This is a genomic window from Rothia sp. HMSC068E02, from assembly GCF_001813565.1.
Taxonomy (GTDB): Bacteria; Actinomycetota; Actinomycetes; order Actinomycetales; family Micrococcaceae; genus Rothia.
The window spans coordinates 33031-57410 of sequence record NZ_KV812875.1; the positions used below are offsets into that span (position 1 = coordinate 33031).

Sequence of the window (24380 nt, forward strand, 5' to 3'; positions counted from 1 at the left end):
CAATAAGCCCAGAAGCCCACCCGCAGGCAGGCGGTAGACCGGGCGGCTAAAAGGTCCGGCCGCACGGCACACCGCCCGCCAGATTCGCCAGAAGGCGGCGAACATTTATTGAGAAAACCCCGGCGCATCCTCGCAATTGAGGATGCGGCGGGGTTTTATTGCACGGAAATCTTTGGGCTCAAGAGCCCAATCCTTAGGAGCTGAGCGTTAGGAGCTCAGCTTTAGGAGGCGGGGGTCTCCTGGCGGAAACGCAAACGCCACAGGCCGCGCTCAGCGTCGTAATGCCAGATACTTGAACGGCTCACGCGGCCGCGCGCGGTGGCAACCGCCGCCATGACCAGCACGCTAGAAGAATCCAGCACCTGCACGCCCTGCTTGAGCGGGGCACCCTGCTGGGTGAAGGCGCGTTCACGGTACTGCAGCACCGAGGAGCGGGACACCGACTTGCCGGTGGCGGTCACCCACACCAGTCGCTCGTGCAGCATGGATTCCAGCTGCGCTGCTTCCATGGCGGAGCCGCGGCTTTCGAGCAGCTGTTCTGCGGCGGAGGCTTCCTCAGGGTTCAGGACAGCGGGGTTCGGAGCAGGCGCGGCGGGAGCGGTGCGCGCGGGAGCAGAAGCGGGCGCTTCCTCCACGGGTGCCTCAACCTGAGCGGACTCTACGGTCTGTGCGGGCGCCGCGGCGGGCTCTACCGTCTGCTCTTCTGCGTGTTCTTCCGTCTCACCCAGCAGTTCCGCCGGGTCAACATCGTTCGGGTCCATACCCGCGAACTCTTCCAGACCGGTCAGGTCATCCTCTTCTTCCGCCTGCGCGGCGTTCGATGCCTGCTGAGCGGTCTCCTGCTGGCGCGCCAGTGCCTTTGCGTCACGCTCAGCGGCACGCTCCGCCGCGAGCGCCAGCTGTTCCTTGCGGGTGCGGACCGCCTCCGGGTCGGGGGCGTTCACCGCGGAGGCGGGGCGCAGCAGACCTGATAGGCGCAGGCTCTCCACGCCGCGCTGGGCGTTCTCAATCTCGGCTGCGGTGAATTCCTGCACGGGCAGGTGGGCGTCCGCGGAAGACTCGGAGGGCGCTGCCCCAGAGAGCGCAACCTCAGAGAGGGCAACGTCAGAGAGTGCAGGTTCTGCAGCCGGAGCATTCACAATCGGCGCTTCAACAGCCACAAGCTCCACAGCCGCAGCCGCAGGTTCAGCAGAGGCACCGAAGCCGGGGCCGTGCGCAGGTTCGCGACCCTCCTGATAGGCGCGCGCGGCACCATTCGCCAGGGAGTCCGCCTTCTCATTGAGCTCGTGACCGGCGTGGCCCTTCACCCAAATAAACTCGTAGTCGCGGCCGGTCAGCACCTGATCCAGCGCCTCCAGCAGGTCGCGGTTGAGCACGGGCTTGCCGTCAGACTTCTTCCAGCCCTTCTTCTTCCAGCCGGGCATCCACTTGGTCAGCGAGTTAATGACGTACTGGCTATCGCAGTACACGCGCAGCTTCGCCTCCGGGCGGGATGCGGTCGCCTCGAACAGATCCAGGACAGCCTTGAGCTCACCCATATTGTTGGTGCCGTGCGCCCAGCCGCCGCTCGCCCAGTGGTCATCGTCGATATACCATGCCCAGCCCGCCGGTCCGGGGTTGCCCAGCGCCGAGCCGTCTGCGGCGGCAATGATTTCTTGCGTGCTGTTCACGGTACCTTCTTTCTGTGCCGCTGCTCTATCGTGCGGGCGGCTGTCCGTAATGATGTCTGTGATGACTTTACCGCACCGGCGGCGAGGGTGCGTAGCGCGCGGTCGCCGCTGTGGACAACCTCAAGCAGCCTCGGACGCGCCCATTGCCGTAATGCCGGGCGGGTACACTAAACCTATGAGCTATTCTGCCCCCGAAACACCCAGCGCACAGCACCCGGAGCACCCTACCGCCCGTCCGAGCGAGCGCGTGCAGATTTTCGCTCTTCCCACCCGCACGATGTACGGTTCCCTGCGTTTTAGCTGGTTGAGCTACCTGGGTCTTGCCGAGCAGCAGCATGCGGCGCAGTTGCCGACCTCCACGGCGGCGGTCAGCTACCTGAGCACTCAGGCGCTCATGCGTGCCATGGCGGCGGCTCGTCTGGATGTGCCGTCCAGTGCCGCTTCTGAGATTGAGGTGGATCGTTCCTGCACCCTGTGCACCAGCGGTAAGAAGCACGGTAAGCCGCGTATTGCGGGCGTAAATTTCAATATGTCGCAGGTGAATCCGCTGGTCGTGGGTGCGTTTAGCCGTAACCCCTCGGCGGTGCTCGGTGTGGATGTTGAGACTCTGGATGCGCGTCTGTTCTCCGGTTTTGCGCGCCTAGCGCTCTCCAATGAAGAACGTGCGTTCTATGAGCGAGTGGCGCAGGAACGCCCCGCGCCCGTACTGCACCTGTTCTCGGTGGCGCTGTGGACCGCTAAGGAGGCGGTGCTCAAAGCGACCGGCCACGGCCTGAGCGTAGTGCCCTCCCTGGTTCGGGTGCAGCTCACAGATGAGCTGCTGGATGCGCTCGAACTTGCCATGAACGAGGAGGTCCCGGGGGACCTTCTGGGCAGCAACGTTCCCGAGCCGACCGCCCTGCGCGTACTGACTCAGGACAGCTTGACCGCGCGTGCTACCTTTAGCGCACCCACACCTCAGGGCGGCGGCGAGGCTATCGAGCGGAGCTTTAGCCTGCAGTGGGTACCCGTGGCGCTGCCCGATGCGGAGAACCCCGAGCACGCGCAGAAGATGCTCATCGCCCTGGCTGTGGAGAACCCTGCCGAGGGTGAGCCCGTGCAGCTTGAGGCTCAGCTTCTGCCGGTTGCCACTCCCCTGGAGCTCAAGCGTCTGCTCACCGACTAGCCACGCTCCCCCATAACAACAACGACTGAACGCGCCCGCCATAACAGCGAGCGCGTTCAGTCGTTTTATTCTGCCGGGTCAAGGCAGTCACGAAAGGCGTTCGTGGCAGAACCTAAGGGGTATCTTCGCCCAGGGTATCCACGCCCAGGGCGCGACCAAAGCTACCGAGCTTCGTGCCGGTCTCCGTGTGCTCCAGCTCCGGGTCGGACTCAGCCACAATACCCGCACCCGCGTACAGCACCGCCTCATCCGGGCTGACCTGGGCGCAGCGCAGCACCAACGCCCACTCGCCGTTACCCTCGGCGTCCATGTAGCCGACCAGACCGCCAAAGTAGCGGCGCTCGAAAGACTCCAGCTGGCGAATCAGCTCCAGCGCCTTCTCAGTGGGGGCACCGCAAATCGCGGGAGTCGGGTGGATCGCGCGGGCACCGTCCAGGCAAGTCAGCCCCTCCTTCAACACGCCGTCGATGGGGGTCGCCAGGTGCCACAGCTGCGGGGTCTGCAGCAGCGAGGGCACCTGCGGCACGTTCAGCTCCTCGGCGATGGGTGCCAGGCGCTCGGCAATATCGTTGATGACGTAGGCGTGCTCGTGGCGGTCCTTCGGCGAGGCGAACAGACGGTCACGAATCGCTTCGTCCTCGGCGCTACCGGGCTCGGCAATGCGCGGGGCGCTACCGGCAAGCGGGTGGGTCTTGAAGGCGCGGCCCTCGGTGCGGAACACCAGCTCCGGGGAGGCACCCATCAGGTAGCTTCCGCTCATGCCGCGCTCGCCCTCGGGCAGGCGCACCGCAAAGTTGAATGCGGAACGCTGCTGGGCGCGCAGGTTGTTGTACAGCGCTTCCAGGTTGAGAGCGCCGGGTGCGTAGCGGGCGGTGAGCACACGCGAAAGCACGATTTTGCTCAGCTCACCCGCCTTCATGCGCTCCACGGCGGTCGCCACGGCGGCACGGAACCGGTCGTTCTGGCGGCCGGTGACCGATACCGGTTCGGCAAGCGCCACGGTCTGCTCGGGGACCGGCACCTGCTGCTCCTCCATGCGTTCAGGCACGAAGAGGTAGGCGGGCATGTCCGGGTCAAAAGGAATCAGACCCACGACGGCGCTACCGGCACGTTTCGCCTCGTCCAGGGCATTATCGAAGGTGACAGGGGTCATCGCACCGGATGCGCGCAGAACGCGGGTGCCGGTGGAAAAGATAAAGTCGGGAAGGTTCGTCATCGTATTTCTATCAGTGGTGTGTGGGTTCGCGCCGGGCATCTAAACGCCGGACGCGGGGTGCCGTTAGAGGGTCGCACCGCCGTCGGCGACAATCTCCTGCATGGTGATGTGGCGGGCCGCCTCCGAGATGAGGAAGGCGTTGACCGCCGCAATATCCGCCGGGTCGGCAATACGGCGCAGCGGAATGCCCAGACGGAACGTTTCCGGGTTACCGGCAACCGGCAGGGCGGAGCGGTCCTCGCCCTCCCAGGCGTCAGTCACCATAGGGGTTCGGGTGGTGCCGGGGCAGACCGAGTTCACGCGAATACCGTGCGCGGCAAGCTGCAGACCGAAGCTGGAACTCACGCGCGCCGCCGATGCCTTCGATGCACCGTAGGCACCAAACTCCGCGCGGGGCACACGGGCCGCGTTGGAGGCGACCGTCACCAGGGAGCGGCTGTTAGTCGGGTCGGTTTCCTGCTGGTCAATCATGATGCGCGCGAATTCGCGCAGGCACAGGAACACGCCGTCGGAGTTGACCGCGTGCAGGCGCTTCCAGGTGGCGAAGCTGGTTTCCAGTAGCGGCTGGCTGTGGGCGATGCCCGCGGCGAGTACCGCACCGGTGATGGGTTCGTCGAGTGCCGCTACAGCGTTGGCGAGGGCGGTGACGGACTCTTCGTTCGTAACGTCTACGGCGCGGTAGCGGAAGATCGCGTCCCCGTAGGTACCGAAGGAGGCAATGGGCTGCTCCACGAGGTCAGCCGCAAACACCGAATAACCGTTCTTAATGAGCTGGTGGACGGTTGCCTCACCAATACCGCCGTTCGCGCCGGTCACAATGACCCAGCTCATGCGCGCGCCTCCTCAGCAGACTCAGCAGACTCAGCCTTCTCAGCACCTTCTGCAGCATGCAGGTCGGCAAGTACATCGGCGGTGTTCAGCACGCGGGCGCAACGACCCGAAGCGTACTCGCACGCCGTGCGGTGCTCCTCCTCCGAGAAGTCGGCGAGCGCATCCGCAACCATAAACGGCTGAATGTCACGCATGAACGCCTCCAGGGCGGTGGTCAGGCAGCCAATGTGCGCGTACACGCCGCCGATAATGAGCTGGTCGCGACCGGACTCCTTGAGCAGGTCCTCGAAGGGGCTGCGCACGAACGCGGAGTAGCGCCACTTGGTCAGCACGGTGTCGCGGTCGGTGGGTGCCAGTTCGTCAAGCACGCGGGCGGATTCGTCGTTCTGCAGGCCGTCGCCCCAGAAGTCGATGAGCAGGCGGCGATCTTCGGGGTTCTGGCGCGGCGGCTGTGCGGTGTAGTAGACCGGGATTCCTGCGGCGTGGGCGGCGTCAATAAGGCGACGCAGGTTCCGAATAGCGACGTTAATCTGGGCGTCCGGGTTGGCGTTACCCTCCCCCAGGTCAGCCCCTTCAAAAGCCTGCACGAAGTGTACCTGCATGTCGTGTACGAGCAGTACAGCGCGGGAGGGGTCCACGGGCCAGCTCACGCGGTTGCTGTGTTCACGGTCGACGTAGGTGTAGGGCTTGATTTTGGGCAGTGCCATGATTCTCCCGGTTCGTGCCTTTGGTTTTCGGTTGTATGCGCGGCGCAGGCGGTGCGCTGTGGTGGGTGTAGCAGCGAGTGGGTGTCTCCTCCGAGCCCCTTCACACTGACCACCCAATCGGTGAGCTTGCGCTTATCTCATAACCATCTTAGGGCATGCTTAGCTACTAGGTATATATGAGCCTTAACAAAAATGCTTCCCCACCCACACCCCCGTTGACAGCACAACGGGCGGAACGGGCAGGGAAGCACTCGGACAAGCAGAAACGCTATACGAACCGCGAATTCAGCCGCGATTCTAGTTCAACTAGTTCACAGGCGCCGCGACGGCAAGAACCTCATTCAGACCCTCAGTGATCGAGGGGTGAGTGTAAATCTCATCGCGCAGCTGCGAAGCAGTAATGCCGTGGCGCATCGCCAGAGCCACCAGGTTAATAACCTCCATGGACTCGATTACCAGCAGCTGGGCACCCAGAATCTGGTCGCTCTGCGCGTCAATCACGAACTTCATGATGCCGCGCGGGTTCTCCTGGGTCTTCGCGCGCGGCATCGCGGCAACCGCGGCAACCGGCTTCGAAGCGACCTTCACCTTGTGGCCAGCCTCGATTGCCTCACGCTCCGTCAGGCCCACGGAAGACAGCGGCGGGTTCATGTAAATGGTCGAAGCCACTGCCTTACGATCCTTAGTGGAGCGGGAACCGTCACCGACCAGCTGGGAGAGCACCACGCGGTAGTCATCCATGGAGATGTAGGTGAACTGCGGGCCGCCGTTCACGTCACCGAGCGCGAAAATGTTCGGCACGGTGCTGCGCAGGTGCTCATCCACGACAATTGCGCCGCGGTCATTGGTTTCGATGTTGGTGTTCTCCAGGCCCAGACCCTCGGTGGCGGGCTTGCGGCCGGTCGCAACCATCACATAGTCCACCTCCAGCTGCTGGGTAGCGCCCTCGGAGTCGAGGTAGGTCACGGTCACCGAGTCAGCGCCGTCATTGAAGGACTGCACGCGCACGCCGGTATGAACGGCAATGTCCTGGTCTGCGATAATCTCGCGGGCAACCTGGGCAACGTCCTCGTCGTAGCGGCCGAAGAGGGCGGGTGCGCCGTCCAGAATGGTCACCTCGGTACCGTAGGAGGAGAAAATACCGGCGAACTCAACACCGATGGGGCCGCCACCGATAATGCCCAGACGCTTGGGGCGCGGGGTGAGCTTCTGCAGCTCGGTGGAGGTGAGCACACGCTCAGATTCGCGGATACCCTCAATCGGCGGGATAACCGACACGGCACCGGTGTTGACGATGAAGTAGTCGGCGGTAACGCGCAGGGTGTCCTCACCCGCGGTGACCTCCACCTCGGTGTCGGAAATGAAACGTGCGTGACCGTCAATGAGCTTAGCGGTCTCGTTGGACAGCAGGATCTCGCGGTTCTTGGCGCGCATCATGCCGGTCAGCTTGTCACGGAAAACCACGGCGGATTCGTATGCGGCGTTTGCTTCTTCAAGGCTGCGCTCGCCGCTGGCGCGGAACTCGTCGGCACGGTGCACGAGCGCCTTGGTGGGTACGCAACCGATGTTGATGCAGGTGCCGCCGTACATGCCGGTGGACTGTTCAATGAGGGCAACGTTCTTACCGGTCTTGGCGTATGCGCCAGCGAGGGTCTTGCCGCCCTTGCCGAAGCCGATGACGACCATGTCAAAGTGCAACTGAGCGGGGGTGGTCATAATATTCTCCTGTGAAATTTAGATGATGATGTCTTCACAGAGTTCAACGGAAAGAAATAAGTATTATTCCCGAGCGTCACATTTTTTCTTCCAAACCGACTCTTTCAAGGCGACTCTTTCAAGGCAGCGAACACGCGGGCGTAGACTGAAACTACCCGGCTCCCTGCGAGGAGCCAGCATCTTCAGGAGGATTCCATGAAAACCCACGACATTCTGCGTGACGCCGCCAGCCGCCCCGGCATCGAAGCCGCCGTAGCCGTCAAGGGGCTATCAGCTGAGGCGCTCAACGCCCACCCGGGCGGGCACCCGAACTCTATTGCGTGGCTACTCTGGCACGCCGGACGGCAGATGGACATGCAGCTTTCCGCCCTGAACGGTCAGCCGCAGGTCTGGGAGACTCAGGGCTTCAGGGAGCGTTTCAACCTGGGCGAGCTCGGCGACACCATGGGCTACGGCCACACCGCCGAGCAGGCACGCTCCATTGTGGTTGAAGATTCTGCCCTGCTGGTGGAATACCTTGTGGCGACCGACGAGGCGCTTGCCGACTACGCGCAGACACTGAGCGAGGCTGATTTGAGCGAGATTATTGACCGTTCGTGGACTCCGCCGGTAACTCGCGGTATGCGCCTGGTCAGCCTGATTGACGACGCAACCCAGCACGTGGGTCAGGCGGCGTACGCGGCGGGTATTCTCGCGGCACAGGATTTCGCGGCGCAGGGATAGAATTTCACGCCCGCTAGAGGGGAACGAAAAAGCGGTGGCGCCTCGGACACAACCAGCCCGAGACGCCACCGCCCGGTTGCGGGCAACCCCGATAACACCGCGAGCAGATAATATTTCGGCGAGAAGATAACGGACTGTTATCTGCTCGCGCATCTTGTGTCTTGTTTCGCCTCGGTTACAGCGTTCTTACCCGTGATAGAATCCACAGTATTATGAGACGCACCACAGACCCTTCGCCTGAGCACCCTGAATCACCTGCGTCGCGCATTCCAACAAACACACCAGACGCGACCGCAAAACCCACATCAGCAACGCCGCTGAACGCACGCGGGCAGCTCACGCTCCTGACCGCGCAGGTTTCTGATGCTCTTGCGTCCAGTATCCAAGCTATCGCCATGCCCCTGCTGACCTACGGCGCCACCGGCGACCTCGCCCACTCCGCTATCGTCATGGTCGTCGAGGCAGTCCCCGTCATCCTCTTCGCACCATTCGCAGGCGCTATCGCCGACAAATTCAACCGCAAAACCCTCACCGTCAGCTTCAGGCTCGCCAGCGCCGCCCTACTCATCGCATCCCCAGCCCTCTACGCCGCCGCAGGACTACCCGCCTTCCTCACCATCGCATTCCTCGTCTCAACCTTCGGCACCTTCTCATCCCCCGCAGCCTCCGCCGCCATGCCCTCCCTGCTCGGCGACGACTACCAAAAATACATGGCACGCCGCGGCAGCCTCATCTTCCTCGCCCAAACCCTCGGCCCCACCATCGCAGCCGCCGTCGCATCCTTCACCACCCCAGCCCTCGCCGTCGGATTCGCAGGCACCCTCAACCTGCTCGCTGCCCTCACCGTCGCCACCATACGCAACTACGACCTCACCCACGCCGAACGCACCGCCACCGTGCAGGAACACCACACCGGCAGACTCCTGCGCGAAGGCGCCGCCTACACCGCACACAACCCCATCGTGCGCGGTATGCTCACCTTCTGGTTCCTCTCCATCGCCGCCGTACCCATCACCACCCTGCCCATGCTCGAATACCTCACCCGCGGCCTCGGGCACGACTACACCGCCTTCGGAATCGCAACTTCCGTCTACGCCGCCGGATGCGTGATCAGCTCCTGGCTTTCAGCCAAACTCGGCGTCGGTACAGGCGCCGGGCGGGTGCGTATGACCAAACGCGGGTGGATGTGCATCTCCGGACTCGGCTACGGCGCCGTTTGTCTGAGTATGGGACTACACCCGGCGCTGTGGGCGGTACTCGTGCTCTGGTTCATCTGGGGCATGTTCTACGGACCCGAAGAAGTGCTCGGGCAAGTCCTCTTCGCAGACGCTATCGACGAACACATGCGCGGGCGCGTCTACAGCTTCATGGGTGTGGTTTTCTCCCTAGCGGGTATGGTCGGGTACCTCATCACCGGATGGGCGGTACCAGCGTTCGGCGCGATCAACACCATTGTTACCGGAGGGGCACTCTTCATCATCGCCACCGTATTCACGTTCATTCTCGGCCCGACTGCGCGAGCGATACGGGCGCAGGAATCGCGGAATGAGGCAAAGAGCCGTGCGGGTGCATGACTGTGCTCTGTATATCGCCTCGGGGCATCATCGCCTCACCTCCGCCACGTTGCGGGCAACCCTGATAACACCGCGAGCAGGTGATTTTTGGCCGAGCATGCAGGAAAAATACTACCTGCTCGGCCAAAAATCACCTGCTCGCGCCCTAGTGTTATGTATCTGCTCGCGGACTTGGGATAGGAATGAGCGCTTGACCCGAGAAACCTACCCGCGCTTCAGCAACGTCATAACCTCATAGTGGTCCGTATGCGGGAACATGTCCAGCACACGGCCCTGCACCGGCGCATACGAGGGCATACGCTCCAGATCCTTCGCCAAAGTCACCGCGTTACAGCTCGAATACACCACACGGTCAATACCCGAACCCTCAATCCACGCACACAAGCTCTCACCAATACCGCGGCGCGGCGGATTCACCACCAGCATCTGCGGCACCGCGCCCGAAGACACCGCGAACTCCGGCGCATCCTGAGCCGAAAAGTCCACGCCCTCCAGACCGTACTCAGCGACCGTGCGCTGTGCCGAAGCAACCGCCTCCGCACTAATCTCAATGCCCGTCACCGAGCCGCCATCCATCACCGAAGCGGCATGCAGGGCAAAACCGCCCACACCGCAGTACAGATCCCACAGCGAGCGCGGAGCCACCTCACGCACCCACTCACGGCCCTGCGCGTACATCGCCTCAGCGACCTTCGTGTTCGTCTGGAAGAAGCTCTGCGGACGCAAATGCAGGGTCAGGTCATTCACCTGCATCGGCAGGGTCTGACGCTCCGAGAGAATAATCTCCTCATCACCCTCAACGCGCGCCACCGGCTCACGCAGCAGGTTCACCGACAGCACTGCCAGGTTCGGCAGCCGCTCCTGTAGCCAGCCCATCTGGCGGCGAATCGGCACCAGAAGCTTCTTCGAACGCAGCACGAAACGCACCATCAGCTCACCCGCCGCCGAAGCAGTCACCAGAATATTCTTCAGCTCACCGCGACGGTTCGGAATGTCATAAGGGGTCAGGTCTGCACGCTGAATCAGCTCACGCAGCACCGGAATAGCCGCCTGAATCGGCTCCATATAGAGCGGGCATTCGCCAAGATCGGTGGAGGCACCCGTGCGGTAATCCACGATGCCGAGGGTCGGGTTCTTCGCCGAACCGCCCACCACGAGCTTCGCCTTGTTGCGGAAGCCCGCCTCCGCACTGGTCACCGGGTCCAGCCACTGCAGCTGCGGGTAGTTAGCGAGCAGGGCGCGGGCGTGCTCCTGCTTCGCCTGCACCTGCGCGGTGTAGGCGGTCTCAATGCTGGGGCAGGAGGAGCAGAGGTCATCACGAAAATAGGCGCATTCCATAAGGAGCCATTCTACCGCCTCCACGAGCCGGCACGCCGCCGGCCCGTCAAAGACGCAGGATGCGCGGGCGCCAAGAAACAGGCACACAAAAGCGGGGGCGGCCACCCTTCATGGGTAGCCGCCCCCGCCTCATACGGATGCGGTGTGATTATGCCGGGTTAGTTTCCAGCGGCATCTCACCACCGAAGGTCACTTCGTGCCCTTCGGATTCCATAACTTTTTGCCCCATCAGGGACAAAAAGTTATTACATCATGCCTGCCATGCCGTCCGCACCGGGAGCAGCCGCACCAGCGGGCTCCGGCTTGTTGGCAACAACAGCCTCAGTGGTCAGGAACAGACCAGCAATAGACGCAGCGTTCTGCAGAGCCGAACGGGTCACCTTCACCGGGTCAGCAATACCAGCAGCCATCAGGTCCTCGTACTCGCCGGTCGCAGCGTTCAGGCCGGTACCAGCAGGCAGGGAACGAACGCGGTCAACCACAACGCCCGGCTCCAGGCCAGCGTTAGCAGCGATCTGCTTCAGCGGTGCGTCAATAGCCACGCGCACAATGTTCGCGCCGGTCGCCTCGTCGCCGGTCAGCTCCAGCTTGTCGAAGACCTTCACGCCAGCCTGAATCAGAGCAACGCCACCACCGGGGACGATACCCTCCTCAACAGCAGCCTTAGCGTTACGCACAGCATCCTCAATGCGGTGCTTACGTTCCTTCAGCTCAACCTCAGTTGCGGCACCAGCCTTCAGCACAGCAACGCCACCGGCGAGCTTAGCCAGGCGCTCCTGCAGCTTCTCACGGTCGTAGTCAGAGTCGGAGTTAGCGATCTCTGCGCGAATCTGAGCAACGCGACCCTCGATAGCCGCTGCGTCGCCTGCACCCTCAATGATGGTGGTCTCGTCCTTGGTCACAACGACCTTGCGAGCGGAACCGAGCATATCCAGGGTTGCTGCGTCCAGGGACAGGCCAACCTCTTCGGTAATGACCTGGCCACCGGTCAAGATAGCGATATCAGCCATCTGAGCCTTACGGCGGTCACCGAAGCCCGGAGCCTTCACAGCAACAGACTTGATGGAGCCGCGCATCTTGTTCAGCACCAGCAGAGCCAGAGCCTCACCCTCAACGTCCTCAGCAACAATCAGCAGCGGCTTGCCGGACTGCATGACCTTCTCCAGGACGGGAACGAGGTCCTTAACGTTCGAAATCTTCTGGTTCACAACCAGGATGTAGGGGTCCTCCAGGACTGCTTCCTGACGCTCCGGGTCGGTCACAAAGTAACCGGACAGGAAGCCCTTGTCGAAGCGCATACCCTCAGTCAGTTCGAGGTGCAGACCGAAAGTGTTGGAGTCCTCAACGGTGATGACGCCTTCCTTGCCGACCTTCTCCATTGCCTCAGCAATGAGCTTGCCGATCTCAGCGTCGCCAGCGGAAATAGACGCGGTTGCAGCAATCTCTTCCTCAGTCTCAACTTCCTTCGCGGAGGAGAGCAGAGCCTCGGTCACAGCCTCAACAGCCTTCTCAATGCCGCGCTTGAGGCTCAGCGGGTCAGCGCCAGCAGCCACGTTGCGCAGGCCCTCGCGGACCAGTGCCTGAGCCAGAACGGTAGCGGTGGTGGTACCGTCACCTGCGATGTCGTCAGTCTTCTTAGCAACTTCCTTGACGAGCTCCGCACCAATCTTCTCGTACGGATTCTCCAGCTCGATTTCCTTCGCGATCGAGACACCGTCGTTGGTGATGGTGGGGGCGCCCCACGCCTTCTCCAGCACAACGTTGCGGCCGCGGGGGCCGAGGGTCACCTTCACTGCATCGGCGAGGGTGTTCAAACCGCGCTCAAGGCCGCGGCGTGCCTCTTCGTCAAAAGCAATGAGCTTTGCCATAAGTGTCCTCCTGGACGATCGGATTTTTTCCTTCACCCTTGCGGGTGCGGTACATCTAAAATCGGGTGGCTGCCCCTCCACAACACCCCCGTTACGGAGGCGCGGGCAGAGCAGGGCATAAAGTACCCGAACGCTACATCAATTGTGGCACCCGCACCGGCATGGAGCAAACGTTTAAGCCCAAGGTTGAAGGGTTAATCGCCCAGTGCTTAATCTGCGCTCATCAACCCCGTCAAAAGGGGCGTTACCGGTGTGCCCGCCGGGAGTGCGGGAGGGGTGTTAAAAGCATCAACCCCGCCCTGTGCATCGGTGGGATCGCACGGGTGGGGTTGAGCAGAAGTCGTTATGGATGAAACAGCTGGCACGGGCTTAGAATCACCCGAGCAACCGCCTAAACCTATTCCGCGGCAGTAGCGGAGGCGGTGTAATCCGACGACAGAATCACGATGACCTCGTGGTTGCCCATCTCAACGTTGGCGGTCGCCTGGCGCACCTGAGTAATGCCCAGCTTCGAGGCGATGCTCTGCGCCTGCGACTGGTAGCCCTCAGCGTAGTAGACCACGCTGGTTGCAGGAGCCACACCGGTGTAATTCGCGGTCTCGTTAATGGTGTAGCCGGTCAGCAGAGCCGCCGCGCTGGAGGCGCTACCCGCCGGAGCCGCCGCATTGTAGACCGCCACAGAGATGGACTCAGCCAGACCGGTCTTCGTGGCGCTTGCCGACGCAGAAGCCTTAGCCGGCGCAGAGGACGCCGACGCACTTGCGGGGGCGGAGCTGCTCTTCGCGGTGGACGCCGAGTACTGCGGGGAGGCGGTGCGCGGCGCGTACACGTACATTGCGCCGCCGATGAGCAGACCAACTACGCCTGCAGCTACCAGGGGGATAGCGCCCTTGGGGCTCTTTGCCGGGTCAGCATTGACCGCGCGGTAGGTTCCGCGGCGGGCGGTATTTTCGTCTACCTCATCAAATTCGTCGCGGGGGTAGCTCATTTATCCTCATTTCACGGGTCTCTGTTTACCGGCTGGTACCGTGCCTCCCTGCCTGGCACGCGGGCGCGGCTGCAGAAGGTGCGGTCTTGGTGTTCTAGTACCTAGAGTACCGGCTCAATTAGCGAGAACCAATGTGAACGCCCCGCAACCGGCTGTGAAAGAGACGGACACCGCACAGTGTTCAATCTATGGTTGAACCTAAGGTGTGCGGGGTTGAAAGCAGGAGTTGGAGAGCTCGCACGACTCCCCCAATTCGAGCCCCTAGTCAGCGTCTCGGCGGGCGCGCAGCACGTCGATCATCTGCGGCGCTGCGGCGCGTACCCGCTCATCGTCCAGCATCACGTTCAGGCGCTGGTAGTAGGCAATGGGCGTGAATCCGGCGGCGATAATCGCCTTCTCTTTGGAGCCCTGGTGCTTGAAGCGGCGGCGCTCCACCTCAAGGATGCGGCGCTCCACCGGGGTCAGGCCACCGGGTTGGCTCCCTACTTCCGGCTGGTTCTGTGCTTCCGGCTGGTTCTGTGCTTCCGGCTGGGTCTGCGCGGTTTCAGCTCGTTCCCGTTCTGACACGTTCCCTCCTGTCTGCAGCTCGCCTGCCGCGGCTGGCGTCTCCTAGCGCGTGTATCCGTCATCCCCTAGTCTAGAAGAGAAACTCAGTCTAGAAGAGAACCTAGCCTAGAAGAGAAACTCAGTCTAGAGGAGAAACGTTCATCCCGCACCCGGCCCCGTCACCGTCCGGGTTGCATCAGCACCAGGAGATTCCCGAGGAGATTTATGAACCAGCCCCTCAGCAGCATTATGAGCGAGGATTGGGCGGCAGCACTTGCCCCCGTCGAAGAGCAGATTCACGCCATGGGCGCTTTCCTGCGTGAGGAGCACGCGGCGGGGTACCGTACTTTCCCGCCTGCTGCCGATATTTTCAATGCGTTCCGCCGCCCGATGAGCGGGGTGAAGGTCCTCATTATTGGTCAGGACCCCTACCCTACTCCGGGCAATGCGATGGGTCTGTCGTTCTCGGTGCACCGCGGTATGCCGTTGCCTCGTTCGCTGAACAATATTTACAAGGAGCTGCAGGACGATTTGGGTATTGCCCCGGCTGATCACGGCGACCTGTCCTGTTGGGCTGATGAGGGCGTCATGCTGCTCAACAGGGTTTTGACGGTGCGCGAGTCTGATGCGGGTTCGCACCGCGGCAAGGGTTGGGAGGAGATCACCGAGTGCGCTATCCGTGCACTGGTGGCGCGTAACCAGCCGCTGGTGGGTCTGCTGTGGGGTGCGGATGCACGCAAGTGCGCACCCATGTTGCAACCGTACCCGAGCGTGGAGTCAGCGCATCCTTCGCCGCTGTCTGCTCGTCGTGGTTTCTTTGGTTCGCGCCCGTTCTCGACCGTGAATTCCCTGCTGGTGCAACAGGGCGCGGAGCCGGTGGACTGGACGGTTCGCTAGGCGCAACATAAGAGCCAGTGTACGAGCTGGCGCAATAGGCATAGTGAAGGGGCGGCGGCTACGAGTTCACCTCACAAGCCACCGCCCCTTTTGCATCACAAGTATATGCAATATTGGCTATATACCCTTGAAAAAGGGCTAAGAATCCGCCGGTTCCACGTTTCGCGGAGTCGTAAAACGCTGTAGCGCATACTGCATCGTGTAATTACCCAACGCAACACCCGAAGCCATCGCCACCACAATCGAAACCGCCGTAATCATATTCTGCATACCCAGAATCACGTCCGTCTCAACCGTCAACAGATACATGCCGCGGAAGAACGACAGACCCGGCAGCAAGAACGTAATCGCAGGAATCGAGAAGATCGCCTGAGGCACATGCAGACGGTACGCAAAATACGTGCTCAACGCACCAATCACAACCGCCGCACACGCCGTCGGACCGCGGCCCGTACTCGGGCCAGCCAGCAACTCATAACCGTAATACGCCGCCAGACCGCAGCCCGTAATGACCATCAGCCACCCGACCTTCACCAGCTTCGTCTGCAAGGTAATCGCAAAGGTCGCAATCGCCACCAGGAAGAAGAACGACGCCACCAGCGGGGTCGTCGGCTCAAAACGCAGCTGCTCAATATCCAGGGTCGGGCCGTTGAAAATATTGATCGCACTCACCGCGGTCGCAATGCCAACCACCAGACCCAAGAAGCTCATGCCCGTAGACACGAAACGACCCGCAGCCGTCACCGGGAAGCCATTAATCGCGTCCTGCACGGCACCCACCAGGCGCGGAGTCGGCAAGAACATAATCATGCCCGCAGCCACCACCAGAGGCGCCGAAATCGCCTCCCCCTGACGCTGCAACACCGAAAGAATGGATCCCTCACCGCCCAGCCAAATCGCCAAGAAGGTCATCAGACCCGCACTAGCAGCCATACGGAAGAACGCCGGAATACCAATTGAACTCAACCACTGAATCAGCAGGTACACCGGAATAAAAATAATCGCCGCACTCAACGCCGTCGCAAAACTTGCACCCAGCGCCGCCGTCAGGGTTCCGGCACACGCCAGGTTCGCCAACCACACCACCAGAGGCGGGAACGGCTTGGGTCGGTGCGTAATCTGGTTCAGCTTCAAATCGGCGATTTCCAGGGTCATACCGCCGCGAGTGATCTTGTAGATCAGGCCGTACACCTCGGAGAGTGCCTCGTAGTTCTCAGTGGAGGAACGCACCACACGCACCAGGGTGTGGGTGAAGCGCTCCTCAGCGTTCGCATTGCGCTTGGCGATGCGGGACTCCATGTAAATATCGGGGTCCGACGTGTAGTTGATGGTCACCGACTGGTTCGTAATATCGACTTCCACCGAGTCCAGCCCGTACGCCGAAGACACCGCAATAATCGCCGAGTCAACGTCCATGGCGTCCGCGCCGTAGTGGAACATCGCCTCAGCCAGACGCAGGGTGAAGTTCAGGGTATCGCGGGCGTATTCCTTCTCGCGGCGGAATGCCTCACGGCGCTCATGCTCTTCGGTACGAATAGTCGGCACAAACTGACGCTGAGCGATGCGCTGGGCACCGCGCGGGGCGGCGGGTGCCGCCTCCTCAGTGCGCACGAAGGAACGAAAGCGACGCGAACCCCAACGGCTGCCGCTACCGCGCCCACGGAGGCCTTGAGAGCTCCCATCGAGCAGCGGAACGGAGGTGGTGGGCATCGAGACGGGCCCCGTCTTCGGCATTGCGGTAGGATCCGCGCCGAAACGTCGGGCAGCGTGCGAGTTAGGCACCTGCGGAATCATGCCGGTCATGGGCACCGGCTGGGAGGGGCGGGTCAGCGCCTCCTCGGTTACCAAGTTGCTGGAGGTGACGGGGTTCGGGTCCTCACGGTACGCGTCCAGCTCATAATCAGGCACGAGGGAGGGGTCAATGACGGTACGCGCGCCGTGGCCGTTAGGGGTCAGTTCGGGGTCGCATGTGGGCTCAACCGGCTCCTGCGCGGTGATGCCCATATCCGCTGCGGCCTCCTGCAGTACATCGCTGACAGCTTCAGCAGCGACGGTGCTCTCCTGGCTTGTCGCGGAGGTAGCATGCTGAGCCAGCACGCGGCGCAATTTCTCGTCGGTGACCTGGTCTAGTGAAACCAGGGGAAAACCGCGTTTACCGGCGATGTAGCCCGCGGTGGTGTTCTGCTCGCTTCCTTCCATTGCGGCAGTGTTCGCTTCGTCTGCATGCGAAGCTTCCCGCGATGTGGGGGTCGCGGGGGTGTTCCTCGATTCTGCCAATGTCCCTCCCAGATAGACAGTGCCTATTTAGTCTAACAAGGGCACGATTCTGCGGTAGCACTGGAGAGCAGAAATATCACTTTTCTGCCCGGTGATTTTGTGAGCAAAAAGCGCTCTGCGGCACTTACGGCAGAAGGCTTCATTGATATGAAGAGAAATCCAGGTCATTACTGCACAGAAGATATTTTGGGAGATATTTCTAGAGCTATTTTCGAGGAAAAATAAAGGTTATATATACATTAAGATTTGCAGAGAAATATCCCCTATCTCCCCCCACTCACGCCTCAATAAAAAATGAATTATTCATAACAAAAAATATCCCGCCACCGAAGTGACGGGATATTCACGCTTTAAGGCTGTAGCCTTCACAGCATCCGAAGCGCACCGCTCAGGGTCACTTCAGAGGCGAAAGTCAATTACTCAGCGTCGTGGTCGGTCTCGAGGATCTTAACCAGCGAGTCAAGAGCCTCTTCAGCACCTTCGCCCTCAGCGCGCAGGACAACAACGTCGCCGTGCTTTGCACCCAGGGACATCAGGGACAGAATCGATGCAGCGTCCATAGCCTCATCTGCGGGCTCACCCTTAGCAGCGATGGTCACCTCAACGGGGAGGTCGCCAGCTGCCTCAGCGAAGATAGCTGCCGGACGTGCGTGCAGGCCAACACGGCTTGCAATAGTGGCTTCGCGCTCTGCCATTATGTTTCTCCTTTGATCAAAGAACCAAAAATATATCAGTCCCTATTCTAAATGAACGGGGCGCTTCAGGACCCGCCCTTACTCTATAAATTGTACCGTTCAGCCGTACGCTAACAAGTACAAAAATGCCGGATGCAGAAATAAAACTCCGCACCCGGCATTTTTATGGACCCGGGCACCGCCTAACACACCCCACCAAGGGGCGGCAGGCAGAACCCGGAATCGTTTTAAGGCTTAGAGGCCCAGCTCATCCAGAATCGGCAGAGCCTTGCGTGCGCTCTCCTTCGCCTCAGCAGAAGAAATCTGCTGCAGAGCGATAGCCGCAATCTGCTGTGCCTTCTCCTTGGTCACAGACTTCAGAACCGCAGCCACAGCGGGGATAGCGCCAGCGTTCATGGACAGGGTGTCAACACCCAGACCAATCAGAACAACAGCCAGAGCCGGGTCAGCCGCAGCCTCACCACAGACGCTCACGTACTTCTTCTTACCCGCGGTGACCGATGCACGCTGAGCACCCTCAACAGTCATCTTGATCATCTTCAGCACTGCAGGCTGCCAGGGGTTGTTCAGGTGCGCCAGGTCACCCAGCAGACGGTCAGCTGCCATGGTGTACTGGGTCAGGTCGTTGGTGCCGATGGACACGAAGTCGACCTCGCCCAGGATAGCCTCAGCGTTCATCACAGCTGCGGGGGTCTCAACCATCACACCGTGAACGGGCAGGCCAATCTCCTTGAGCATGTTCGCGAAGTTGCGAGCCTCGGAGGTGGTCGAAATCATCGGAGCCATAACCCAGATGTCCGCGTCGGAATCCTCAGACGCAAGCTTAATAGCCTCCAGCTGGCGGGTCAGAACGCCCGGAACGGTCCAGTCAGTACGGAAACCGCGAACACCCAGTGCGGGGTTCTCTTCGGGGTTCACGTTCAGGAACGGCAGGGGCTTGTCAGCGCCAGCGTCCAGGGTACGAACTACGATGTGCTTGCCGGGGAATGCGTCAAACACGGACTTGTAGGTCTTAGCCTGAGTCTCAATGGAAGGCTCAGCGTCGTGGCCCAGGAAGCCGAACTCGGTGCGAAGCAGGCCAACACCCTCAGCCTTCAGGCTTGCAGCCTTCTCAGCGGACTTGCCGTCACCAACGTTTGCGTACAGCTCAACGCGGGTGCCATCAGCCAGCACGCCCTTGCCGTCGAAGTCAGCGACAGGCTTGCGGTTTGCATACTTGATAGCCGCCTCGCGGTCAGCGTCGGTGGGCTCAGTGTCAACGATGCCCTCGTTGGAGTCAATGTACACGATGGTGCCGTCAGCAATGTCGGTCACGCCCTTAGCCGCCACAATAGCGGGCAGGCCCAGGCCGCGAGCCAGAATAGCGGTGTGTGCCTGGGGGCCACCGTCAGAGGTAATCAGGGCGATAACCTTCTCGGGGTCCAGGGTCGCGGTATCAGCCGGTGCCAGGTCAATAGCAGCCAGGATGAACGGCTCATCAGAAACCGGGATGCCGGGAGCCTGCTGACCGGTCAGCTCAGCAACGATGCGGGCACGCACGTCGTGGATGTCGGTCACACGCTCAGCCATGTAGCCGCCCAGAGCAGCCATCTGGTCAGCGAAGGAGGTTGCAGCCTCCCAGATTGCGCGCTCGGGAGCCATCTCCTGAGTCTCAACCAGCTTGATAGCGCTCTTGATGAGTGCACGGTCGGTAGCCATCTGAGAGGTGGACTTCAGAACAGCCTTGCCGTCGCGGCCTGCGTTCTCTGCGCGAGCGAGCAGGTCTTCCTTGACGCGGACCGATGCGTCCTTGATGCGCTGTGCTGCAGCCTCAGCGGTCTCGCCGTTCAGACGCAGACCGTCCTTGGGTTCCTCGATGGGCTTAGGCATCTGAAGAACGGGGCCAATAACGCGGCCGGCGTATACGCCGACGCCCTTGTAGGTAGTCATAAATTCATGTCCTATCTGTGGTTTGTCTACAGTGTAACGTGTTTTTTCACGCTCACGCCTGCAAACAGACGATCAAATGAAGGTGAGGTTATACGGCCTTTATGCGGATGCCTTAGAGCGGGCACCCACAGACTTCAGCACCACGTACACGAGTGCCGAAACAACGGTACCGGCAACAACAGCCGCCAGGAACATCAACGGGTTCTGCGCCAGACCAATAATCCAAATACCACCGTGCGGAGCCGGGGAAGCCACGTGCGCACCCATGGAGATTGCACCGGCAATAGCGCCACCAACAATGGTCGAAGGAATCACGCGAGCCGGGTCAGCCGAAGCGAAGGGAATAGCACCCTCAGAGATGAAGGATGCACCCAGCAGCCACGCAGCCTTACCGTTCTCACGCTCGTTCTCGTTGAACAGCTTGGGACGCAGGGTGGTTGCCAGAGCCATAGCCAGCGGCGGAACCATACCGGAAATAATGACGGCAGCCATGATTTCCTGGTTCACGGTCGCACCCGAGGACAGGCCAGCAGTTGCGAAGAGGTAAGCAGCCTTGTTGATGGGGCCACCCAGGTCAGAAGCCATCATGGCGCCCAGGATCAGACCCAGCAGCAGAGCGGAACCGCCAGACATGGAGGTCAGCCAATCCTGCAGGGTGGTCATAACCCAAGCCAGGGGCGCACCGAGCAGCAGGTACATTGCCAGGCCGGCAACCAGAGAAGTCACCAGCGGGGTGATGACCACGGGCATCATCGAGCCAAGCCAGCGGGGCAGCTTCAGGGTACCCAGAGCGTACGCAATCAGACCGGCGAGAATACCGCCAACAATACCGCCAAGGAAGCCCGCGTTTACCGCAAGAGCCACCGAACCGGCGATGAAGCCCGGAGCAATACCGGGACGCTGAGCCAAACCGTACGCAATGTACGCGGCAAGAGCCGGAACCATCAGGCTCAGACCGAAACCACCGATGGTCTGCAGAACAGCACCCAGGTACAGGGTCCAGTGCACGTCACCGAGATTGAACAGGGTTGCCGAGTCGAGAATCGCCTTGGTGTTCACATCGCCAAGGTTCGGCACCGTAATTGCCTCGAAAACGAAGCCCAGGGCGACCAGAATACCGCCGGCGGCAACGAACGGAATCATGTAGGAGATACCGGTCATCACAGCCTTGTAGATGCGCGAGCCCCAAGCGCCTTCGGTAGCGCCTGCGCTGTCCTCACCGCTGGATGCGGCAGCGGCAACGCGTGCACCGTTGGGGTTCTCGGCCTCAGCCAGAGCCTCCGCAATCATTTCCTTAGGCTCGTCAATACCGCGCTTGACGGGAGACTCAATAAAGGGCTTACCTGCGAAGCGGTTACGCTCACGCACGTTCACGGACACCGCGAAAATCACGGCGTCTGCGGCGTCAATATCAGCCTGAGTCAGCTTCTCGTTACCCGAGGAGCCCTGGGTTTCAACCTTCAGGTCGTAGCCGAGCTCTTCAGCAGCGTACTTGAGGGCGTCCGCAGCCATGTAGGTGTGAGCGATACCGGTGGGGCATGCGGTCACAGCAACAATCTTCTTCACCGGAACCGAAGCGGCGGGTGCTTCCTTCTCAGCGGCAGGTGCGGCGGGCGCAGCCTCGGCGGGCTTGGCCTCTGCCTTCTTCTCGCCCACGCCGAGCGCACCGTTGACCAGCTCAACGATCTCTTCAGCCGAGGAGGCTTCGCGCAGGGACGCGGTGAAGCTCTTCTTCATCAGGGAGCGTGCCAGAGTGGACAGCAGCTTCAGGTGAGCCTGGTCAGCACCATCGGGTGCAGCGATGAAGAAAATCAGGTCGGCGGGGCCGTCCTTTGCACCGAAGGAAACTGCCGGGTTGGGGCGTGCCATTGCCAGGGTCGGCTCGGTGACGGCGGCGCTACGGCAGTGCGGAATCGCAATACCGCCGGGGATACCGGTGTCGGTCTTGGATTCGCGTGCCTCGGCAGCCGCGTAGAGCTGCTCGAAGTCGGTAGCGCGTCCAGCATTTACGACTGTCTGGGCGAGCTTGGCAATTACGTCGAATCGGGTCTCGCCGAGGTTCTCGTCCAGCAGGACGAGATCTGCGGTGATCAGATCAGACATATTCCCTCCTCGGGTATGTGTTGGGGCGGGGATTCGCTCAGCGGTGCCGGGCTTCTCCCCTATATGAGTTCAAAGTGTGCGCAGTGTGTGTTTGTATGTGCAGCGTGCGTATATGTGTGACATATGCGCACAGCACCCCAGCTTATATTCCCTTCTGAGAATAAAAGCTGGAGGTGCGAAAACAGCCCGAATTAGAGCTGCAGCTGACGAACAGTGACCTTCTCAGGAGTGGTCTGCTCCAGCGAAGGCATGCGGGTACCGGGCAGAGCAGCAGCAGCCGAACCGTGAGCTACCGCCTGAACCAGGCAACCGGGGGCATCCTCACCACGAGTGTGAGCAATCAAAAAACCGGACAGCGACGAGTCACCGGCACCCACAGTGCTACGAACCTGAATCGGCTCGTGCACAGCATGCCAGATACCCTGCTCAGTGACCAGCACTGCGCCGCCGCCGCCGAGGGTGGCAAGCACGTACTCAATGCCGTCACCGAGCAGCTTCTGGGCGGTGCGGGCGGTCAGCTCGGGGCTAGCCTCCAGCTCCTCCCAGTTATCGCTACCGGTCAGCTGAGCCAGCTCCTCCGAGTTGGGCTTAATCAGGGTGGGCTTGTGCTCACCGGCGACGGTCGCAATCAGCGGTGCCTCAGAGGTATCAATAGCAATCTTGCCCTCGTAGCCGGAGGCGCGCAGTGCCGCCACCAGCTCGGAGTAGTAGGTCGGCTCCAGACCTGGAGGCAGCGAACCAGCCAGAACCACCCAGTCGGCACCCTTGGAACGCTCAACCACCAGCTCGTCCAGCTTCTGACGCAGTTCGGCATCAAAAACGGTGCCGGGGGCGTTCAGCTTGGTGGTGGTGCCATCCGGATCAACCACGGTGATGTTCGAGCGAATCGGCTCGCCGGTCGGCAGGTTAGCGAACTCGACGTCCACCGCCTGCAGTGCGGTCAGCACCGGGTCGGTGGCTTCACCGGGCACAATGGCGAGGGTCGGCACACCGGAAACCTGCAGGGCACGCGAAATATTCACGCCCTTGCCGCCGGGATCCTGTACGGCACCGACAGCACGCTGCACGGCACCGTGAGCCAAAGGCGCACCCAGTTCAATGGTGCGGTCCAGGCTGGGGTTTGCAGTCAGAGTAATAATCATTAGGCAATCACAATCTCAACGTTTGCGGCCTCAAGTGCCTGACGGAGGGCACCTTCGGGCTCGCGATCGGTAATGAGGGTGTCAATATCCTCGAATCCAGCGAAGCGGACCAGAGATTCCTGACCGAACTTCGCAGAGTCACAGAGCAAGACCACGCGACGAGCAGACTTGCAGATCGCGGTCTTGACAATGGCTTCGTTCATGCCGGGGGTGGAGATGCCGAAATGCGCTTCAATGCCATTGGCACCGATGAACGCAATGTCGGGGCGCATGGTGCCGAAGTGCTCTGCGGCGCGTGCACCAACAGCAGCCCAGGTCATCTTGCGCAGCTGGCCGCCAACCAGTTCAAGGGTGACACCCTCGGCTTCGGCGAGCTTGACTGCAATGTGCAGTGCGTGGGTGATGATGATGCGGTCGTTGCCGGTCTTGAGGCTGAAGTTCTCGGCGCCGATGTGGTCGGCGAGAATCTCGATGGTGGAGCCTGCGTCCAGGACGATGGAGCCTGCCTCGGAGTCGCGCAGCATCTGGTATGCCTTGGTGGCGATACGGCGCTTCTCGGGGGTGTTCATGCCCTGTCGGGAGGAGATGGAGGACTCCAGGGAGGTGGACTGCTCAATGGTGACAGCACCACCGTGAACACGGCGGAGCTTACCTGCCTCTTCCAGTGCGGCGAGGTCACGACGCACGGTCTCCATGGTCACATCGTAACGACGTGCAAGGTCAGCGCCGTTGACACGACGTGCGGAGGCAACAAGCTTTGCAATTTCGGCACGGCGTTCTTCTGCGAACATAAATCTGGTGTTCCTTTGGGCTAGTGGGAGGAAATCTGTGCGTTCTTTTCTGCGTTCTGCTCGGCTTTCAGGACCGTGAGAGACATGGTTTCAGCGAACCGACAGAACGCTTTAGGGTAATACTTGATTTTATGTGGGTTTTTGTGGGCAAGTCAATATAAAACGCTGTATTTGCCGGAATATTACCCGAATGTTCCCTACCGA

At 61.2% G+C, this 24380-nt stretch carries 19 protein-coding genes; 4 read left to right on the forward strand and 15 right to left on the reverse strand.

Annotation, left to right across the window (positions count from 1 at the left end):
- Positions 1 to 221: 221 nt before the first annotated feature.
- Positions 222 to 1670, reverse strand: coding sequence for an RNase H family protein (locus tag HMPREF2919_RS01160; protein WP_049348943.1), 1449 nt, complete (start codon positions 1668 to 1670; stop codon positions 222 to 224).
- A gap of 175 nt (positions 1671 to 1845) precedes the next feature.
- Here HMPREF2919_RS01160 and HMPREF2919_RS01165 point away from each other — a divergent pair, with 175 nt between their 5' ends.
- The gene (locus tag HMPREF2919_RS01165; RefSeq protein WP_080977133.1) at positions 1846 to 2835 is read left to right on the forward strand and encodes a 4'-phosphopantetheinyl transferase family protein; all 990 of its coding nucleotides are present in this window, start codon (positions 1846 to 1848) and stop codon (positions 2833 to 2835) included.
- A 112-nt stretch (positions 2836 to 2947) separates the two neighbouring features.
- On the opposite strand, the gene HMPREF2919_RS01170 is transcribed toward HMPREF2919_RS01165, so the two are convergent.
- From HMPREF2919_RS01170 to HMPREF2919_RS01185, 4 genes are all read right to left on the reverse strand, one after another.
- Positions 2948 to 4051: an isochorismate synthase gene (locus HMPREF2919_RS01170; protein WP_049348945.1), complete on the reverse strand. Its 1104-nt coding sequence runs from the start codon at positions 4049 to 4051 to the stop codon at positions 2948 to 2950.
- A 63-nt stretch (positions 4052 to 4114) separates the two neighbouring features.
- Positions 4115 to 4882, reverse strand: a complete 768-nt coding sequence (locus tag HMPREF2919_RS01175) for an SDR family oxidoreductase (protein WP_070593148.1) — start codon at positions 4880 to 4882, stop codon at positions 4115 to 4117.
- Positions 4879 to 5589 (reverse strand): isochorismatase family protein, encoded by a 711-nt coding sequence (locus HMPREF2919_RS01180; protein WP_070593149.1) that lies wholly within the window; start codon positions 5587 to 5589, stop codon positions 4879 to 4881. Before HMPREF2919_RS01180 ends, HMPREF2919_RS01175 begins: the two co-directional genes overlap by 4 nt.
- Before the next feature lie 306 nt (positions 5590 to 5895).
- Positions 5896 to 7305 carry an FAD-dependent oxidoreductase gene (locus HMPREF2919_RS01185; RefSeq protein ID WP_070665859.1) on the reverse strand — a complete coding sequence of 470 codons (1410 nt, stop codon included), beginning with the start codon at positions 7303 to 7305 and terminating at the stop codon, positions 5896 to 5898.
- 195 nt (positions 7306 to 7500) lie between these two features.
- On the opposite strand from HMPREF2919_RS01185, the gene HMPREF2919_RS01190 reads away from it, so the two are divergent.
- A complete protein-coding gene (locus HMPREF2919_RS01190) occupies positions 7501 to 8028 on the forward strand; it encodes a mycothiol transferase (RefSeq protein WP_070665863.1) in 528 nt (175 codons plus the stop codon).
- Between the two features lie 212 nt (positions 8029 to 8240).
- On the forward strand, positions 8241 to 9602 hold the full coding sequence (locus HMPREF2919_RS01195) for an MFS transporter (RefSeq protein ID WP_246824527.1): 1362 nt from the start codon (positions 8241 to 8243) through the stop codon (positions 9600 to 9602).
- Between the two features lie 204 nt (positions 9603 to 9806).
- Here the strand turns inward: HMPREF2919_RS01195 and rlmC are convergent, their stop codons facing one another.
- The 4 genes from rlmC to HMPREF2919_RS01215 all read right to left on the reverse strand — a co-directional run bounded on the left by rlmC (position 9807) and on the right by HMPREF2919_RS01215 (position 14363).
- The gene (gene rlmC / locus HMPREF2919_RS01200; RefSeq protein WP_049346116.1) at positions 9807 to 10940 is read right to left on the reverse strand and encodes a 23S rRNA (uracil(747)-C(5))-methyltransferase RlmC; all 1134 of its coding nucleotides are present in this window, start codon (positions 10938 to 10940) and stop codon (positions 9807 to 9809) included.
- A gap of 245 nt (positions 10941 to 11185) precedes the next feature.
- Positions 11186 to 12808 (reverse strand): chaperonin GroEL, encoded by a 1623-nt coding sequence (gene groL / locus HMPREF2919_RS01205; protein ID WP_070665865.1) that lies wholly within the window; start codon positions 12806 to 12808, stop codon positions 11186 to 11188.
- A gap of 397 nt (positions 12809 to 13205) precedes the next feature.
- Positions 13206 to 13796, reverse strand: coding sequence for a LytR C-terminal domain-containing protein (locus tag HMPREF2919_RS01210; RefSeq protein WP_049340902.1), 591 nt, complete (start codon positions 13794 to 13796; stop codon positions 13206 to 13208).
- Between the two features lie 261 nt (positions 13797 to 14057).
- Positions 14058 to 14363, reverse strand: a complete 306-nt coding sequence (locus tag HMPREF2919_RS01215) for a DUF3263 domain-containing protein (protein WP_070665868.1) — start codon at positions 14361 to 14363, stop codon at positions 14058 to 14060.
- Positions 14364 to 14567: 204 nt separating this feature from the next.
- Between HMPREF2919_RS01215 and HMPREF2919_RS01220 the strand changes: the two genes are divergently transcribed.
- Positions 14568 to 15239, forward strand: a complete 672-nt coding sequence (locus HMPREF2919_RS01220) for a uracil-DNA glycosylase (protein ID WP_049346120.1) — start codon at positions 14568 to 14570, stop codon at positions 15237 to 15239.
- Positions 15240 to 15377: 138 nt separating this feature from the next.
- Here HMPREF2919_RS01220 and HMPREF2919_RS01225 read toward each other — a convergent pair whose 3' ends face one another.
- From HMPREF2919_RS01225 to HMPREF2919_RS01250, 6 genes are all read right to left on the reverse strand, one after another.
- Positions 15378 to 17516: a threonine/serine exporter family protein gene (locus tag HMPREF2919_RS01225; protein WP_070665871.1), complete on the reverse strand. Its 2139-nt coding sequence runs from the start codon at positions 17514 to 17516 to the stop codon at positions 15378 to 15380.
- 416 nt (positions 17517 to 17932) lie between these two features.
- Complete coding sequence (locus tag HMPREF2919_RS01230; protein WP_005504506.1) at positions 17933 to 18211, reverse strand: HPr family phosphocarrier protein; 279 nt, start codon at positions 18209 to 18211, stop codon at positions 17933 to 17935.
- 234 nt (positions 18212 to 18445) lie between these two features.
- Entirely contained in the window at positions 18446 to 20140 is a 1695-nt protein-coding gene (gene ptsP, locus HMPREF2919_RS01235; RefSeq protein ID WP_049357321.1) for a phosphoenolpyruvate--protein phosphotransferase, read from the reverse strand.
- Between the two features lie 99 nt (positions 20141 to 20239).
- Positions 20240 to 22243 (reverse strand): PTS fructose transporter subunit IIABC, encoded by a 2004-nt coding sequence (locus tag HMPREF2919_RS01240; protein WP_070665873.1) that lies wholly within the window; start codon positions 22241 to 22243, stop codon positions 20240 to 20242.
- A gap of 191 nt (positions 22244 to 22434) precedes the next feature.
- The gene (locus tag HMPREF2919_RS01245; RefSeq protein WP_005508167.1) at positions 22435 to 23385 is read right to left on the reverse strand and encodes a 1-phosphofructokinase family hexose kinase; all 951 of its coding nucleotides are present in this window, start codon (positions 23383 to 23385) and stop codon (positions 22435 to 22437) included.
- Complete coding sequence (locus HMPREF2919_RS01250; RefSeq protein WP_070604177.1) at positions 23385 to 24176, reverse strand: DeoR/GlpR family DNA-binding transcription regulator; 792 nt, start codon at positions 24174 to 24176, stop codon at positions 23385 to 23387. The genes HMPREF2919_RS01245 and HMPREF2919_RS01250 overlap by 1 nt, the downstream gene beginning before the upstream one ends.
- Positions 24177 to 24380 lie beyond the last annotated feature (204 nt).